This window comes from Thermococcus atlanticus (assembly GCF_054657855.1).
The window spans coordinates 2228937-2243828 of sequence record NZ_BAAHXX010000001.1; the positions used below are offsets into that span (position 1 = coordinate 2228937).

Below are 14892 nucleotides of genomic sequence, written 5' to 3' on the forward strand. Positions count from 1 at the left end.
TTTTTTACCTGTGGAACCTTATATATCCATCAGACGATTTCATTGCTTTGAAAAGGGGTAAAAAGAAAAGACAACAAAAAGGGAGATGATCAGGCTGATTTTAATCAAAGGGATTATGGCTAAGAATGCACACTCGACAGGTCAGAATGCAGAATTAGAACTTTACATTGACGGTAACTTGGTTGACAGTACTCAAGGAGTCATTAACGCTAACTCCGGGAAGACTTTCAACCTCCACTGGATTGCCCGGCAGGGAGAACACCCACAATATAGTGTTATAGGGACAAGACTTCATGTAAAACAAAAAATATGGATACGATACTCATAATCTAAAGACTCGGCCAACTCCATCCATCATCTTTTTTAACCCTCCCGAGAACTTTATCCGGTGGTGAGGATGAGGGTTAAAGTGCGCTATTTTGCCAGATTCAGATCTCTGATCGGCATTGGAGAGGAGGAACTTGAGGTTCCAGATGGAATCCGGATTGGAGAGTTGCTTGAGATGCTGAAGGAGAGGCATCCGGAGCTTGGAAACGAAGTCTTCGCCCAGGATGAGGACGCCGACGTGAATGTATCGAGGAACGGGAGGTATGCATCATTTGATGAACCTCTCGATGATGGCGACATCGTGGCGCTGTTCCCGCCGGTGAGCGGGGGTTGAGGTGGTTGGAATGAAGTGCAGGATTACGAGGGATGCTTTTGACATTTCAGAGGCTGTAAGGCTTGTTTCATCGCCGAGAGCAGGGGGGATAGTGATCTTTCTCGGGAAGGTGAGGAACGAGAGCCACGGGAGGAAGGTGCTGAAGCTTATCTACGATGCCTATGAGGATATGGCGGTTGCTGAGATGGAGCGTATACGGGAGGAAGGGCTGAGAAAGTTCCCTATAGAGGATATGCTTATATGGCACAGATATGGCGAACTTGACGTCGGGGAGGACACGATACTTGTGATAGCATCAGGAGAGCACAGAAAGGAAGCATTCGAAGCCTGCATCTGGGCGGTTGATGAGGTTAAGAGGAGGGTTCCGGTCTGGAAGAAGGAGGTAACAGATGAAGGAACGTTCTGGATTGAAGGCGGCAGGCACATCAGGGCTGAATGAATGCCCACACCTGTTCTCTACATTTTTTGCAAACTAAACCAAGTAGTAAGCAAAATCCGTATAGAAAAAGTATATATACAAAGCCCTCGACCTTTTTCTGGTGATGAATGCAATGGAGAGGGTTGCCTATGATAGTGCCGTTCAGGTTGAGGTGGAGGGCGGGCTGAATATAACCGCCGTTGGAAAACCCCCGTGGAGCTACAGGGCGCATTCAGGCCGGCTTGAGAGACTGATTCTCCAGCTTGGCAGGGGAAAAGGAAGATTTTTTGAAGTCACAGGAATTCCGAGATCCATCGGATGCATCGGGAACAACAGGTTTATCCTCAGGAGAGAACCGCTCAGCGTGGAGAGGATGAAGGAGCTTATAAGGGAGTTCCGCGCCAGAAAGGGAAAGGAAATCTACCTGACGAACTATGACAGTGTAGATTACCTCATGAGAATGGCGAATTACGCCGCCTCCATTGGGATACCGGAGGTCTACGCTGTCGTCAGAATTGAGGACATGGATAGGGTTGTGCCTCTGGACGATGTCAGGGTAATAGTGGAGCTTGAATATTCTGGAGAAAACCTCAGGAAGCTTGGGGAATACGGATGGGCATATGGAGCGCTGATAATGGCAACATACAGGCAGTTTGAGGAGCTTGAGAGGAGTGGTTTGAGCTTCCCCGGAGAGATATATGTTGATGTGCTCTACCCCAGTTCATTCCGGAAGGTGGATTTCAACACGATAGAGCTCAAACGCACGCTGAACCCGACAAATTCAAAATACCACGACTGTCTGGCCGGGACGCTGGCGATAACCGCTGACGGCTACGCACTCCCCTGTCCGCTGCTCAGAAACTTTGTTATAGGGGATGTGCGGGAAGCCAGCATAAAAAATCTCATGAGGAAAAAGCGGCTCAAAAGCTTCTGGAAGCTCACCAAGGACGGAATTGAGGTATGCAGGTCATGCCCGTTTAAGTATATATGCCACGACTGCAGGGCTCTTGAGTACAGGGGGAGCGGGGATCCTTTCGGTGTGGAGTTCTGTCCCCTAGAACTCTAAGATTGAGCGGTATCCGCTGCCGTCCTTTTTTACCATCTTCGAGAACCTGTAGTATTTCCTGCTTCTCTCCAGATCCTCCAGAATGTCAAAATACTCAATGCCCACCTTTTCCACATAGCTGCTGAATTCAAAAAGCTTGGTGCCCAAGTCTTCTTTAGACGAGAAGAACCACTCAATTATGTATCCCTTTGGCTTCAGAGTCCCTATCATAATCTCGTGATCCTTGAATCTCTCCAGCAGATCCCCTTTTATCTCGTCTGCTATGCCAAGAACACCGCGGTCATACGCCGGTGTATCCACGTTCGCCGTAAATCCCGTCAGGATTCCCTCCTCCCTTAGACGATTCATCATGTATTTTATTGTGGGCCTGCTCTTTCCGAGCTGTCTGGATATCTCCTTCATGGGGGTTCTCGCATCCCACTTCAGAATGTCCATCAGAACAGCATAATCATGGCTCAGGTTCCACTCTCCGGTTTCCTTCTTGTCCTTTGATGGAGGGTAAGACAGGACAGAATAGTACTCATAGTCATCCGAGTATCTTCCGAGCAGATCATCCACCCGGTCGACCTGATCCCTGGGTATGTGCAGAATGGCGGAGATTCCGTTTTTAAAGCCGAACATGGCGTTTAAATAAACGACATATGGATTCTGAAACATTCTCCATGCAACTTCCCTGAGCTCACTCCGCGGCACCGAGAGGAAAGCAACAAAGCTCTTCAGGCCTATTCGTGAAATGTTATACATGGCATTTACCTGGATGTACTTTCCGTAGTACTTATCATAAATCCGCTTGAGGCGGTAATAGTCAATCCCCTCACTCTCGGCTATCTTTCTGAGGCTCTCTATCGGATATTTATTTAACAGTTCAACGAGGAATTCAATTTCCCTGAGGTTCACATTACCCATTTAACCTCACAGGAAAAGTTATATGGAGACAGTTATTAAAATATTTGTGGTGATGGTTATGAGGATAGAAGTCGTGGAGATAGAGAAACCCGCAGGGGTGGAGGCAATAATAGGGCAGGGAAATTTTTCGATATTTACAGTAGATGACCTTGCAAAGGCCCTTCTAACAGCGGTTCCGGGGATAAAATTCGGAATCGCCATGAATGAGGCAAAACCCCAGCTCACGCGATTCACCGGAAATGACAGGGGACTTGAGGAGCTTGCGGCAAAGAATGCCCTGAAGATTGGCGCCGGCCATGTATTCGTTATACTGATGAAGAATGCATTCCCGATAAATGTTCTCAACACGATAAAATCCCATCCAGCCGTTGTGATGGTCTATGGTGCCAGTGAGAATCCCCTGCAGCTGATAGTTGCCGAGACCGAGCTTGGAAGGGCTGTTCTGGGCATAGTGGACGGCAAAGCCGCAACCAGAATTGAGACAGAAGATCAGAGAAAGGAAAGGAGAGAGCTCGTTGAGAAGATTGGATACACCATTGACTGAAAGCTTTTTATTTGTCCATCCCTCCTTTCTACCGGTGGTCTCATGGAGATGATTTTTGTCACCTCAAACAGGGGCAAGGTGAGGGAAGCCGAAAGATATTTCTCGCCTCTCGGGGTCAGGATAATCCAGAAGAAAGTCGAGTATCCCGAGATCCAGGCTGACAGCCTTGAGGAAGTTGCAAGGTTTGGAATCAGATGGCTCAAGGATAAACTTGAAGCGCCCTTCTTCCTCGATGATTCCGGACTTTTCATAGATGCACTCGGGGGATTTCCGGGGGTCTACTCCGCATATGTCTACAGGACCCTCGGCAACGATGGCATCCTGAAGCTGCTTGAGGGTGTGGAGAACAGAAAAGCCCATTTCCAGAGCGTCGTGGCATACTATGACGGGGAGCTCCACATCTTCACAGGCAAAACGGCGGGCAGAATAACCCGGGAAAAACGCGGCACGGGCGGGTTTGGATTTGATCCTATTTTCCAGCCCGAAGGATTCACCAAAACCTTTGCCGAAATGACAACCGAGGAGAAGAACAGAATATCCCACAGGGGCAAAGCATTTAAGGCTTTTTCAGAATGGCTAAAAGAAAACCTTATATAATCCTACAGTGTCAAAAATAATGGCAGTAATTGGATAAGTGACAATGGGGATGAAGATGGGTGCAGCACTCGATGCTACCGATTTGAAACTGCTGAAGGAGCTCAGAAAAAATGCCAGGGAAAATATAGCAGCCCTCAGCAAAAAGCTCGGAATTCCAAGGACAACCGTGCATTACAGAATTAAAAAGCTCGTCGAAGAGGGGGTTATAGAGAAATTCACGATAAAACCAAACTATAAAAAGCTGGATCTCGGGACGACAGCATTCATACTCGCCAGGTATGATCCTGACTCCGGACTGAGTCAGAGGGATGTTGCTAAAAGGATCGCACAGCTTGAGGGGGTTTACGAGGTTCATATAATTGCAGGAGAATGGGATCTGCTGATTAAGGTCAGGGCTCCGGGGGCCGAGGAGATAGGGAAGATCGTCGTGGACAGGCTCAGGGATGTTAAGGGGATCGAGCAGACCGTCACCATGGTCTCGTTCGTCACTGTGAAGGAGGAGCTTTAGCGGGCATTTTCTTTTCTGATTTTTGGGTTGAGTCGGTTGGAATTTGGAATTTGTGCCGACCTGAGAGCACTCATAGGCGGTTCAGGGCAATAAGAACAAGATTATTCAGAGGAGAGAGGGACTTAAGGACTATCATCCCGGCCAGGATTGTTTTTATATACCTGTTGTAGTATGAATACGGCAGGAGAATCAGGACACCCGCCGCCGTGAAGATCAGATATCTGCCGAGCATAAGCCTGCCTGCCGAGGTGATCAGGGGATTTCCCTCAACCAGCCCCAGGGAGGTTCCGTAGAAAGTCGTGACAATGTCAGCCGCAGAAACCACGAGAAAAATACCCACAACCTTCCAGCCAATCTTCATCATACCTCTCCTTGGTTTTATATTGAATAAAGTCCTTAATAACTTTTCTATTGTTAAAGGTCGAGATTTTTAAAATTTTTCAAAGATAAAGTTTGCAGAAATGGTGGGGGCACGGGGATTTGAACCCCGGTCCGCGGGTTTCTCCGGGTCAGAGCTCCAAAGGCTCATCCCCAAATCAGCAAACCCGCAAGTCCTCATACCTCTGGAGCCCGCGATGATGGACCAGGCTACACCATGCCCCCATTCAATACACCTAACCGGGCCGGCATTTATAAGTTTTGTGCTGGACTTCGGATACGGGATGGGAGGGCTCAATATGTCCTTAAGAGGGACCTGGAACGCACAGCCGGTGTGATACCGTTAGGATAGCCCTGACCTCCTCCCCGCTCCGGGGCTTTCAAAAGAAGAATGTAAAAGCTTCCGCTCCTTTCGAGCCGTTATTGGGCCTGTCCTGAGAGCATCCCGGTGTGGACGGAAGTTTTATTAACTTTGACTAACAAAAATATTACGAGGTGGTTGCTGTGGAGGAGCCGGTAAGGATAGGCCATGACAAGTTCTACATAGGCGAGGGAGAAACTGCCAGGAGAGAGCTCAGAGTCGTCAAGGTAAGCGATGACGTCATTCAGGTTCAGGAGGAGGTTCACGGCATAATCGCCCTTGTCGGGGCAAGCAGCAGTGTGAACATCAAAAGGGAGGAGCTCAAAAAGTTGATTCAGGTGGCAAAAGAGGAGTTCGGGTGGACGGACATCTGCTGACCTCTTTCTTTGTTCGCATATGTATCATCACGGGTGATATATTTTAGCATGATAAAATTTTATAAACCTAAAATAGTAAAATGAGTAGGTGATGCAAAATGGCTGTTGGAGAAAAAATAACCCTTAGCGTAATTAAGGCAGACATAGGCGGCTGGCCGGGGCATTCAAGCGTCCATCCAGCCCTGATTGAAAAAGCCAGAGAGGTTCTTGCCAGGGCAAAGGAAGAGGGGATTCTCGTGGACTTCCACGTAACCCACTGCGGGGATGACCTTCAGCTCATCATGACGCACCGGAAAGGCGTGGACAGCTCCGAGATACACGGCCTCGCATGGAAGGCATTTGAGGAGGGCACGAAGGTTGCGAAGGAGCTCGGCCTCTATGGCGCGGGCCAAGACCTCCTTAAAGACGCCTTCAGCGGCAACATAAGGGGAATGGGGCCCGGAATAGCCGAGATGGAGATTACCCTGAGAAAGAGCGAGCCGGTAGTTACCTTCCACATGGACAAGACCGAGCCCGGCGCTTTTAACCTCCCGATATTCAGGATGTTTGCAGACCCCTTCAACACCGCGGGATTGATTATAGACCCCAACATGCACATGGGCTTCCGCTTTGAGGTATGGGACATAAAGGAGCACAAAAGAGTTATTCTCAGCACTCCTGAGGAGCTCTACGACCTCCTCGCCCTCATAGGCGCCAAGAGCCGCTACGTCATCAAGAGGGTATTCCCCAAGGAGGGCCACAGGATACCGAAGGACGAGCCGGTCGCTGTCATAAGCACCGAGAAGCTCTACCAGATTGCAGGTGAATACGTCGGTAAGGATGACCCCGTGGCAATTGTGAGAGCTCAGAGCGGGCTCCCGGCCCTGGGTGAAGTCCTTGAGCCCTTCGCCTTTCCCGAGCTCGTAAGCGGCTGGATGCGCGGTTCCCACAACGGCCCGTTAATGCCAGTCCCCCTGAGGCACTCAAACCCGACCCGCTTTGACGGGCCCCCGAGGGTCGTTGCACTGGGATGGCAGATAAACTCCGAGGGAATGCTCATCGGTCCGGTCGACCTCTTCGACGATCCGGCCTTTGATTGGGCCAGGGAGAAGGCGCTTGAGATTACAGACTACATGCGCAGGCACGGACCATTCGAGCCCCACAGGCTCCCAATGGAGGAGATGGAATACACAACCCTTCCGGGAGTTCTTAAAAAGCTCAGCGACAGGTTTGAGCCTGTGGAGTGATTTCACTTTTTTCTTTCCGTATCTTACCCTGTTCTGCCCCCGACCTCTCCCTTTGCGAGGGTTCCAACGCGCCATTGATAGGAAAGTTTGCGGGCCCATCACCTCTCAAGAATCCTGCATCAACGAAAGGGTTATTACCCTCTTTTTCAAATTCTCTATGGTGAGGACATGGAGACCGTCGAGGCTGTTTATGAAAACGGGGTTCTGAAACCCCTGAGGAGGGTGAGACTCAAGGAAGGTGAAAAGGTAACCCTAATCATCAAACGGGATGTCTTAAGTTTGGCTGGGAAGGTCAGACGCGCCATAGATATCAAGGATTTGGAGGAGGCATACCATGAATACGTTCTCTACAGGGGAAAGGGTCTTCCTTGACACATCCTTTATTTTGAACTTTCTCTTTGGGGATAAGAAGGCCGTTGATACTCTTGAAAAGCTACTCAAAGCCAACACAGTATTTTACGTTAACCCAACGGTTATCGGTGAGCTTTGGTTCCAGCTTATGGCCAATGAATATGCCAAAAAACATGGAAGGTACTCAGCGTACGGCCTCAGGGATAAGGTTGAGGAAGTTAAGAAGGCTCTCAAAGTGCTGGACGAATTTTTTGATGTACTGCCGGGGTTGGAGGTTGTTGAAATAACTGAAAGAACCGTGGAGCTTGCCAGAGATCTCATAGACAGATACAATCTCCTTCCAAACGACGCTATGATAATGGCATCGTGTATTCAGTATGGCATTAAGAAGCTTGCCACTTTCGATTCGGACTTCAAGAGGGTCATGGAAATTGAGATAATCCCATAGTCCCAGACACCGCTTCCAATTAGTTAGCATATCTGTATATCCCGTTGCCGATCATAATCTAAGTTTTCTTAATGCTCAGAACTCAGACACTGTGCGTTTATCGCAGCGCTTCATATACTGCCTTCTTTATCCTCGGCACCTTTGCCGGTGCAACTGAGAGCGATGTCACACCCGTTCCGAGCAGTTTCTCGACCATGTGCCTCTTCCCCGCAAGCTCCCCGCATATTCCCACGGGTTTTCCTGCCTCCCCCATTTTTTCAGCCACGAGCTTTATTGCCGCGAGAACCGCATCGTCCTCGTCGCTGTAGTACTCCGAAACCTCGGGGTTCATCCTGTCAGCGGCAAAGATGTACTGGGTCAGATCGTTCGTGCCTATGCTGGCGAAATCGATGTAATCAGTGAATTTTTCGATTGAAAACACAACGGAGGGCACCTCGACCATGATGCCAACTTTAAAGCTCCCGCGGGCCTCAACGGTTCCGGATATTTCTTCGATGAGCCGCCTAACGTATTCAACCTCCCCGGGCTTTGAGACCATCGGAATCAGTATTCCGAGGTTTCCATAAGCCGAAGCCTTTATTAAAGCTCTCAGCTGTGCCCTCAGTATCTCCTCGTTCCTCATCAGAGCCCGGATTCCCCTCACCCCGAGGAAGGGATTGCTTTCCTTCGGAAGCCTGAGATACGGAACTTCCTTGTCTCCTCCGACGTCCAGCAGCCTGATTATGACCATGTCCGGGTAAAACGCCTCAAGAACCCTCTTATAGACGAGGAACTGCTCCTTTTCGGTGGGGGGATGTGCCCTGTTGAGAAAGAGGAACTCGGTTCTGAAGAGCCCGACTCCATCGGCTCCCTTCTTCTTCGCAACATCCACCTCTGCGAGGAAGCCTATGTTTGCCATGACCTTCACGTTTTCAAACCTCATCCCCGAGTATTTCCTGAGGCTCTCCTTTTCAGCTTCGTATTCTCTGAGGAGGGATTTTATGTCCTCGATATTCGCGGGGTTTATTCTTATCTCCCCGTGGAGGGCATCGACAAAAACCTGCATGCCGCAGTATTCATCGAGGGGAGGCACGTTGCACATATACGGAATCTCAAGGGCCTGGGCGAGGATTGATGCATGTGCCGTGGGGGAGCCCTTCCTGCTCAGGATCGCCCCGACGCCCGCACGGTGGAATCTCACGACATCGGATGGATACAGCTCATCAACATAGACAACATCGCCCTTCCCGATTTCGGGGTAGGCAGTCTCGGAGAGGAGGGAGCTGAAGAGGTCTCTTATGTCATCCTGCCGCTCCATAATCAGGGGATTGCCGCTTTCCACCAGGAGATTTATTATATAGTCCCTCACCTCCACGATATCCCCGGCGGAGAGCTTTCCCTCCCGTGCCCTTTTCTCAAATTCCTCCCAGACCAGGGGGTCATTGAGTATCATGATGTAAACCTCGCCGAGTTCCTCAAGTAAAGCAGAGCCCCTGTACTCCCTCGCTATTCTTTCCGCCAGCTCGCTAACCCTTTTTCTCAGCTCATCCAGCCCGATAACTCCCTCAGAAGAAACCGCTGATTTAACAGGACATCTGAGAATCCCGTAAGCATAACCCTCGGAGATTATATTTGAGGCATTGACTGATATTCTGATTTCATCCGGCACCTATAACACCCTCAACTATCCTCCATGCCTCCTCGGCGTCTTCGCCCTCGATGATGACCTCCACCTCCTCCCCCGGATCTATGCCGAGCGCCATGACGCTCAGAACACTTTTTGCATTGATTTCTTTATCTTTGTACTTTATTGTGACAGAACTCCTTACACCTGAGAGCAGCTTAACGAGCCTTCCGGCGGGCCGTGCATGCAGTCCCTCCGGATTCGTGACCGTCACCCTCCTGATTATCTTCCCCATTTGAACCGCCTCACGGATTACAGCTTGCTCACAAATTTTGTCTCCTCTGCCTTTCTGACAACCCTCTCCATCGGAGAGCCCATGGAGGCTTCAAGTGTCGCAACAATGGCACCTTCAACGAGCGGGGCATCCGCTATGCGCACTTTTCCGGAAACTCCGAGCATGTCGAGGGCGTTCTTTGCGGCCATTATTGTGCTCCCTATGTCCCCGAGTATTACCACACCGTCGCTCTCGGCCGCTATCACCTTCAGCCGGTTTAAAACGAGCTCGGCGTCAATGCCGAGGCGTCCGTCTTTTGTGCCGCCAATGGCGTCAATAACAACATCGCCCGAAACCATCTGCAGGCACATCTCTCTGAGACCCTTTGCAATATCCGGACTGTGGGAAAGAATTAAAATCGAGAGCAAATCACCTCCCCCCGATTGCCTCGCACAGGCTTTTGAAGAAGTAGTATGAGCTGGTCGCCCCGGGATCCTGATGCCCGATGCTCCTCTCGCCGAGATATGAGGCCCTGCCCTTCCTGGCCCGCAGGGGAATTGTCGCCTTCATCCGCTCCTCGGCCAGTGATATTAGCTCTTCGCACATTTCGGGCAGCGTTCTTCCGTTTTCTATGTTCTCCTTGAGGAACTCCACCACGGGCTCCCATACGTCGACCATTGTTTTGTCGCCAACCTCCGCCTTCCCGAGGTTTTTTATTCCAAGGAGTGCCTGCTCCAGAGCCGAAACCAACTCCCTACCATCGACCTTCTCCTTGCCGCCGAAGCTTATGCTCATCCTCATGAACACCGTCCCGTAGAGCGGCCCTGCAGCGCCGCCGACGCTTGAAAGCATTGCCATGCCCACTGTTCTCATAACCGCTCCGGGTGTTGTGGGGTTTGCTGATTTCAGCCTTTCCAGCGCTGCTTTTGCTCCCCTGTCCATGTTTATGCCGTGGTCTCCATCGCCGATTGCAGCATCCAGCTGTGTCAGGTACTCCCTGTTCTCGGCGAGGTAATCTGCAAATATCTTCACAAACCTGAGGAAGTATTCCGCGTCGTACATCATTTTAACCACCGGATTGCATGCAAAAAGGGAAAGGAAAATCAGAGACCCCATCTCAGGGCAGGGGTATGCACCGGAGCATCAAGCAGCTCCTTCAGCTCGTCATCGAGCTTCAGCACCGTTACCGATGCCCCCTGCATTTCGAGGGAGGTTATGTAGTTCCCCACAAGGGTTCTGTATCTTCTGACGCCGATGCCGTCCAGAATCTGACTAACCTTCCGGTTTACAATGTAAAGTTCCATCAGGGGTGTTCCGCCCATCCCGTTGACCAGCAGTGCAACCTCGTCCCCCTTTTCAAGGGGCATGTCCTTTAGAATTGCATCCATCATCATCTGCACTATCTCGTCCGCCGGCTTCATCTTGAGCCTTCTTCTCCCGGGTTCTCCGTGGATGCCGATTCCGAACTCGAATTCATCCTCCTCGAGCTCGAAGGTTGGCTTTCCTGCCGCCGGAACCGTACATGGTGTCAGGGCTATGCCTATGGAGCGCACGTTGTCCGCAACCTTCTGAACGACCCTCTTCACTTCCTCAAGGGGCCAGCCCTTTTCAGCGGCGGCTCCACCTATCTTCTCGGCAAATACTGTTCCACCGACACCCCTTCTCCCGGCGCTGTAGAGGGACTGCTCCACCGCAACATCGTCAGCTATAACAACCGACTCGACGCTGTAGCCCTCCGCCCTTAAGAGCTCCGCGGCCATATCAAAGTTCATGACATCACCGGTGTAGTTCTTCACTATCAGGAGAATTCCGGCGCCTCCGTCTACCACCTTTCCTGCCTCGTACATCTGGTCGGGTGTTGGGGATGTGAAGACGTTTCCGGGACAGGCTGCATCGAGCATGCCCTTTCCAACGTATCCCCCGTGCAGGGGTTCATGCCCCGAGCCACCGCCCGAAATCAGGGCCACCTTCCCCTTTACCGGAGCATCTGCCCTGTATATAAAGTTCGGCTCAAAATGCACCTTTATGAGGTCCGGGTGTGCCGCTGCCATCCCCTCAAGCATTTCTTTAACAACATCTTCCGGTCTGTTAATCAACTTTTTCATGGGTTTGCCTCCTGCAGTTATTTGTAATATATTCCGCATCAAATATTTATAAATTTAGTGTTATAATAATTTAATTTGTTATATAAATATTTCAACACAATTATCTATAGTAATAAATCAAATGCAGAATATTGTTTACGCCATACGCATAAATATACAGGAAACTTTAAGTATTCCAAACTCCATAATTATATGGATAAATTTTGGATATCGAACTTAAGGGGGCCGGTGCCCTTGCAGAGATATGTGTCCAAATCCAAAAGCAGGTATAAGACAATCCCCCTTAAAAGGGAAACCTATCTACATCTGAAACAGGAAAAAATTAAGTTTCAGCAGAATTTTGGCCGCCAGTTAAGCTGGGATGAGCTCGTGGAATTGCTGCTGGAATTTAAGAAGATAATAGTGAATGACGAGTGATGGACTTCTGAATGGAGATTTTTAGTTGTTTTTGGGCATGATTTATGATGTTATAACATTTTACTATAAATTGAGGTTTATATGTGATTTTCTCCAATCCATATATCTGCATATCGCAGAACCCTACATGCCAAATAAACAACTCCAGAGGTTCTTTTTCTGTTATAACACTTTACTTTGATATTTTGTGATGTTATTCAATATAAATTAATTAAATTGTTATAAATAATAATCCTTATAATGTTTAAAGTTATAATACTAATGCAAAATTTGTTGGAGGTGTCATAGAGTATGTCGGATGGACCAAGCGACAAGGCAATAATTATTGCCGAGATTGTTGGAACAGCTATCTTAATTCTGGGAGGAGATGGTGTCGTTGCCAACGTTGCCCTGGCACCCCGTCTGGCACCGCAGGCATACAACTGGCTGCTTATAGCATTCGGCTGGGCATTTGCAGTGGCTATGGCAGTCTATGCAGTTGGAGGAATCTCCGGAGCCCACATAAATCCCGCAGTTACAATTGCAATGGCCGTCAATGGTGACCTTCCGTGGCGTAAGGTTCCCTCCTACTTAATCGGACAGTTTATAGGGGCCTTCTTCGGGGCAGCGGGGGTTTATGCTGTCTACTATGAAGGACTTAAAGGCGCAGGAATGCCCAACGTCTGGTGCACAGGGCCAGGTTCGATAATCGACAAAGCCGCCTGGGGACATAGCCTATCCGAGATTTCAGCGCATTACACCGGCAGCTTCTCAACAGGTAATGCGTTCGTTGCGGAGGTAATTGGAACCATGATTTTGCTCCTTGGTGTCTATGCCATAACGGATCGTGAAAATATCGGACCGGGTTCCAACATGGCTCCCTGGCTCATAGGCATGCTCGTGGGTTCAATCGGATTCAGCCTCGGCGGTACCAGCGGTTATGCAATCAACCCTGCAAGAGACTTATCCCCGCGTATCTTCGGAACCCTGGTGGGCACCAAGGGACTCTTCAGCGGATGGTACTGGATTGGACCACCCGTCATCGGTGCTATAATAGGCGGTATATTGGGAGCCCTTATATACAAATATGTGGTAAAACCGTTTGTGCCAAAAAAAGCGGCTGGTGAGTGAAGATGTTGGAGAAGTTTGTTCTGTCCCTGGATGAGGGCACCACCTCGGCCAGGGCAATAGTTTTTGACAGGGAGAGCAACCTCAGGGGTGTGGGGCAGTACGAGTTTACCCAGTACTACCCCAAGCCCGGATGGGTTGAGCACAACCCGGATGAGATATGGGATGCCCAGATGAGGGCAGTCAAGACAGCCATGGAAAAGGCGGGAGTTGGGCCAAAGGATATCGCCGCGGTCGGTATTACAAACCAGAGGGAGACAACCATTCTCTGGGACAAGAAGACCGGGAAACCGGTATACAACGCAATCGTCTGGCAGTGCAGGAGAACCGCGGGCATAGTGGACGAGCTCAGGAAGGAGCACTACGACGAGATAAAGGAGAAAACCGGACTCGTTCCGGATGCATACTTCTCGGGAACGAAGATAAAGTGGATACTCGACAACGTTCCCGGGGTCAGGGAGAAGGCCGAGAAGGGCGAGGTTCTCTTCGGAACAATAGACACGTTCCTGATCTGGCGCCTCAGCGGCGGCAGGACGCACGTCATTGACTATTCAAACGCCTCAAGGACAATGATATTCAACATACACAAGCTCGACTGGGATGATGAGCTCCTTGAGATAATGAACATTCCGAGGGACATCCTTCCGGAGCCAAAGCCCTCAAGCGAGGTCTACGGATACACCGACGAGAAGGTCTTTGGGGCTGAGGTTCCCATAGCGGGCGATGCCGGCGACCAGCAGGCCGCTCTCTTTGGCCAGGCATGCTACAAACCCGGTATGGTCAAAAACACATACGGAACCGGCAACTTCATGCTGATGAACACCGGTGAGAAGCCGTACAAGTCGAAGGACCTGCTTACAACGATTGCATGGGGCCTCAGAGGAAAGGTTGAATACGCCCTTGAGGGAAGCATATTCATAACAGGTGCGGCAGTCCAGTGGCTGAGGGATTCCCTCAAGATAATCGAGGTTTCGGCGGAGGTTGAGCCGCTCGCCGCCGACCTGGCAAGCAACGACGGTGTCTACTTCGTCCCGGCCTTCGTCGGTCTCGGTGCCCCATACTGGGATCAGTATGCAAGGGGACTCGTCATAGGCATAACGAGGGGAACCAGACGGGCACACTTTGCGAGGGCTGTTCTTGAGTCAATCGCATACCTGACCAGAGATGTCCTCCACGACATGGAGAAGGACAGCGGTATAAAGGTTGCCGAGCTCAGGGTCGATGGAGGAGCCACAAAGAACGACTTCCTGATGCAGTTCCAGGCAGACATCCTCGGAACAAAGGTTATCAGGCCGGTTATACAGGAAACAACAGCCCTTGGAGCGGCTTACCTTGCAGGACTTGCCGTCGGATATTGGAAGGACCAGGAAGAGATTGCAAAGATGTGGAAGGTCGAGAGGGAGTTCGACCCCAAGATGGACGAGAAGACCAGGGAAAGGCTCTACGGCGGATGGAAGGAGGCTGTCAAGAGATCTCTGGGCTGGGCCAAGGTTCTGCAGGACCTTGGATTCGAGATTTGATTCCGTATTTTGTCCTTCCCAACTT

Annotated in this window: 20 protein-coding genes and 1 tRNA gene; 13 read left to right on the forward strand and 8 right to left on the reverse strand. The window is 50.2% G+C overall.

The annotated features are described in order from the left end of the window. Positions 1–85 precede the first annotated feature (85 nt). The 4 genes from ACYQ27_RS12210 to ACYQ27_RS12225 all read left to right on the forward strand — a co-directional run bounded on the left by ACYQ27_RS12210 (position 86) and on the right by ACYQ27_RS12225 (position 2145). Positions 86–328: a hypothetical protein gene (locus ACYQ27_RS12210; RefSeq protein ID WP_460041712.1), complete on the forward strand. Its 243-nt coding sequence runs from the start codon at positions 86–88 to the stop codon at positions 326–328. A gap of 69 nt (positions 329–397) precedes the next feature. After that, a complete protein-coding gene (locus ACYQ27_RS12215) occupies positions 398–661 on the forward strand; it encodes a ubiquitin-like small modifier protein 1 (protein ID WP_456394736.1) in 264 nt (87 codons plus the stop codon). Between the two features lie 10 nt (positions 662–671). Then, positions 672–1100 (forward strand): molybdenum cofactor biosynthesis protein MoaE, encoded by a 429-nt coding sequence (locus ACYQ27_RS12220; protein ID WP_456453309.1) that lies wholly within the window; start codon positions 672–674, stop codon positions 1098–1100. A 103-nt stretch (positions 1101–1203) separates the two neighbouring features. Then, positions 1204–2145: an SPASM domain-containing protein gene (locus tag ACYQ27_RS12225; protein WP_460041884.1), complete on the forward strand. Its 942-nt coding sequence runs from the start codon at positions 1204–1206 to the stop codon at positions 2143–2145. Here ACYQ27_RS12225 and ACYQ27_RS12230 read toward each other — a convergent pair. Continuing rightward, a complete protein-coding gene (locus tag ACYQ27_RS12230; RefSeq protein ID WP_460041713.1) occupies positions 2134–3051 on the reverse strand; it encodes an Lrp/AsnC family transcriptional regulator in 918 nt (305 codons plus the stop codon). The two genes, ACYQ27_RS12225 and ACYQ27_RS12230, sit on opposite strands and share 12 nt — an antisense overlap. A gap of 52 nt (positions 3052–3103) precedes the next feature. On the opposite strand from ACYQ27_RS12230, the gene ACYQ27_RS12235 reads away from it, so the two are divergent. From ACYQ27_RS12235 to ACYQ27_RS12245, 3 genes are read left to right on the forward strand one after another with little or no spacing between them, the layout of a single operon-like run. Continuing rightward, entirely contained in the window at positions 3104–3595 is a 492-nt protein-coding gene (locus ACYQ27_RS12235; RefSeq protein WP_456453317.1) for an adenosine-specific kinase, read from the forward strand. A gap of 42 nt (positions 3596–3637) precedes the next feature. Further along, positions 3638–4192 (forward strand): XTP/dITP diphosphatase, encoded by a 555-nt coding sequence (locus tag ACYQ27_RS12240; RefSeq protein ID WP_456453303.1) that lies wholly within the window; start codon positions 3638–3640, stop codon positions 4190–4192. Positions 4193–4247: 55 nt separating this feature from the next. Beyond that, positions 4248–4700 carry an Lrp/AsnC family transcriptional regulator gene (locus ACYQ27_RS12245; protein ID WP_456394739.1) on the forward strand — a complete coding sequence of 151 codons (453 nt, stop codon included), beginning with the start codon at positions 4248–4250 and terminating at the stop codon, positions 4698–4700. A 70-nt stretch (positions 4701–4770) separates the two neighbouring features. Here the strand turns inward: ACYQ27_RS12245 and ACYQ27_RS12250 are convergent, their stop codons facing one another. Next, positions 4771–5061 (reverse strand): DUF5658 family protein, encoded by a 291-nt coding sequence (locus ACYQ27_RS12250; protein ID WP_456453301.1) that lies wholly within the window; start codon positions 5059–5061, stop codon positions 4771–4773. Between the two features lie 101 nt (positions 5062–5162). Then, positions 5163–5303, reverse strand: a tRNA-Trp gene (locus ACYQ27_RS12255). A gap of 279 nt (positions 5304–5582) precedes the next feature. Here ACYQ27_RS12255 and ACYQ27_RS12260 point away from each other — a divergent pair. The 4 genes from ACYQ27_RS12260 (at position 5583) to ACYQ27_RS12275 (ending at position 7841) form a co-directional block, all read left to right on the forward strand. Then, entirely contained in the window at positions 5583–5816 is a 234-nt protein-coding gene (locus ACYQ27_RS12260) for a hypothetical protein (protein WP_456453315.1), read from the forward strand. Between the two features lie 98 nt (positions 5817–5914). Next, complete coding sequence (gene fbp / locus ACYQ27_RS12265) at positions 5915–7042, forward strand: fructose-1,6-bisphosphate aldolase/phosphatase (protein ID WP_456394728.1); 1128 nt, start codon at positions 5915–5917, stop codon at positions 7040–7042. Between the two features lie 168 nt (positions 7043–7210). Further along, positions 7211–7414 (forward strand): antitoxin family protein, encoded by a 204-nt coding sequence (locus ACYQ27_RS12270; RefSeq protein ID WP_456394729.1) that lies wholly within the window; start codon positions 7211–7213, stop codon positions 7412–7414. Continuing rightward, the gene (locus ACYQ27_RS12275; RefSeq protein ID WP_460041714.1) at positions 7377–7841 is read left to right on the forward strand and encodes a type II toxin-antitoxin system VapC family toxin; all 465 of its coding nucleotides are present in this window, start codon (positions 7377–7379) and stop codon (positions 7839–7841) included. The genes ACYQ27_RS12270 and ACYQ27_RS12275 overlap by 38 nt, the downstream gene beginning before the upstream one ends. Positions 7842–7938: 97 nt before the next feature. Here ACYQ27_RS12275 and ptsP read toward each other — a convergent pair whose 3' ends face one another. The 5 genes from ptsP to dhaK are packed head-to-tail and all read right to left on the reverse strand — an operon-like array spanning position 7939 to position 11823. Next, positions 7939–9489: a phosphoenolpyruvate--protein phosphotransferase gene (gene ptsP / locus ACYQ27_RS12280; RefSeq protein ID WP_460041715.1), complete on the reverse strand. Its 1551-nt coding sequence runs from the start codon at positions 9487–9489 to the stop codon at positions 7939–7941. Continuing rightward, positions 9479–9739 carry an HPr family phosphocarrier protein gene (locus ACYQ27_RS12285; protein ID WP_456453295.1) on the reverse strand — a complete coding sequence of 87 codons (261 nt, stop codon included), beginning with the start codon at positions 9737–9739 and terminating at the stop codon, positions 9479–9481. Before ACYQ27_RS12285 ends, ptsP begins: the two co-directional genes overlap by 11 nt. A gap of 17 nt (positions 9740–9756) precedes the next feature. Continuing rightward, positions 9757–10146 carry a dihydroxyacetone kinase phosphoryl donor subunit DhaM gene (gene dhaM, locus ACYQ27_RS12290; RefSeq protein WP_460041716.1) on the reverse strand — a complete coding sequence of 130 codons (390 nt, stop codon included), beginning with the start codon at positions 10144–10146 and terminating at the stop codon, positions 9757–9759. A 1-nt stretch (position 10147) separates the two neighbouring features. Then, the gene (dhaL, locus tag ACYQ27_RS12295) at positions 10148–10783 is read right to left on the reverse strand and encodes a dihydroxyacetone kinase subunit DhaL (protein WP_460041717.1); all 636 of its coding nucleotides are present in this window, start codon (positions 10781–10783) and stop codon (positions 10148–10150) included. 38 nt (positions 10784–10821) lie between these two features. Next, entirely contained in the window at positions 10822–11823 is a 1002-nt protein-coding gene (gene dhaK, locus ACYQ27_RS12300) for a dihydroxyacetone kinase subunit DhaK (RefSeq protein WP_456394735.1), read from the reverse strand. A 708-nt stretch (positions 11824–12531) separates the two neighbouring features. Here dhaK and ACYQ27_RS12305 point away from each other — a divergent pair. Then, complete coding sequence (locus tag ACYQ27_RS12305) at positions 12532–13350, forward strand: MIP/aquaporin family protein (protein ID WP_460041718.1); 819 nt, start codon at positions 12532–12534, stop codon at positions 13348–13350. Between the two features lie 2 nt (positions 13351–13352). Continuing rightward, complete coding sequence (glpK, locus tag ACYQ27_RS12310) at positions 13353–14867, forward strand: glycerol kinase GlpK (protein ID WP_456453313.1); 1515 nt, start codon at positions 13353–13355, stop codon at positions 14865–14867. The last annotated feature ends 25 nt before the right edge of the window (positions 14868–14892 follow it).